We start from the raw sequence: 1,075 nt of genomic DNA, 5'->3' as shown, positions 1-1,075 counted from the left end.
CCGCCTCCAGGTACCGCAGCTCCCCGCTGCGCCGCGCGTCCAGCGCGGCCGCGAGCCGCCGGTACCGGCTGGGCGGCAGCAGGTCGGCCGCTTCGTCCAGGGTGACGAACCGGCAGCCGCGCAGCTCCTCCTGCTGCAACAGCAGGTTCCGCCGCCCGGCGTCGTCCAGCAGCCCGCCGTCGTACATCAGCCGCAGGCCGCCGCGGCGCGGGCCGGTGCGCGGCTCCCAGTCGACCGCGAGCAGGCGCAGCACGGACGGGTCGAGCCGCAGGCCCAGTTCCTCGGCGGTCTCGCGCAGCGCGGCGTCGGTGGGGGCCTCGCCGCGTTCGACCACTCCGCCGGGGAAGTCCCAGTCGGGCTTGTAGACCGGGTCGACCAGCAGCACCCGGTCCTGCTCGTCGAAGAACAGGACCGCCGAGGCGACGGTGTCCCCGGTCGGGTCCTGGCTCTGGACGATCGGGCAGCGCGCGTCGCCGACCCGGACCAGCTCGGCTATCCGGTGCGCGGTCTCGCGCGGGGTGAGCTCGCTGGTGTCGACCATCCGGGCGTCGCCGACCAGCCAGCGGCGGGCGGCGCGGTAGCGGGGCAGGTGCTCCAGGCACCAGTTGCGGACCCGCTCGCTGGCCGCCGGATCGTCGGGGCACTCCTCGCGGTGCGTGATGCGGTCGCGCAGGATCGTTTCTTCTGGGTCCAGCACGAAGTGGTGCACCGCGATCCCGTGCGAGGCGAGGTCACCGAAGATCTCGTCCCGGTAGTCCTCTCTGAGCAGGGTCATCGGCACCACCAGCGTGCCGCCGACCTCACCGAGCAGAGCCGCCGCCGTCTCGGGGACGAGCCGGCGCCAGGCCGCCAGGTCCTGGAAGTCGGACACCGTCGCCAGCCGGTCGGCCGGAAGCATCCGGCGCAGGCCGAGGCCCACCAACTCGGGATCGAAGAGCACGCTCCCGGGCAGCAGTTCCACCAGCTCTCGGCAGGCACTCGTCTTGCCCGCCCCGAATGTGCCATTGACCCAGACGATCACAACGTCCCCTGCCCTCGACTTGCTCCGATGCCGTTCGCACCGGGCGGCGCCCCC

At 73.4% G+C, this 1,075-nt stretch carries 1 protein-coding gene; it reads right to left on the bottom strand.

The genetic code is table 11. From position 1 onward, the window contains the following. A partial coding sequence (locus J0670_RS38550; RefSeq protein WP_207817422.1) for an NUDIX hydrolase occupies nucleotides 1-1,021 on the bottom strand: 1,021 nt, incomplete at its 3' end. Nucleotides 1,022-1,075 lie beyond the last annotated feature (54 nt).

This window comes from Streptomyces sp. FH025, assembly GCF_017427025.1.
Classification (GTDB): Bacteria; Actinomycetota; Actinomycetes; order Streptomycetales; family Streptomycetaceae; genus Kitasatospora.
This window is presented reverse-complemented; position numbering and strand designations above follow the sequence as displayed.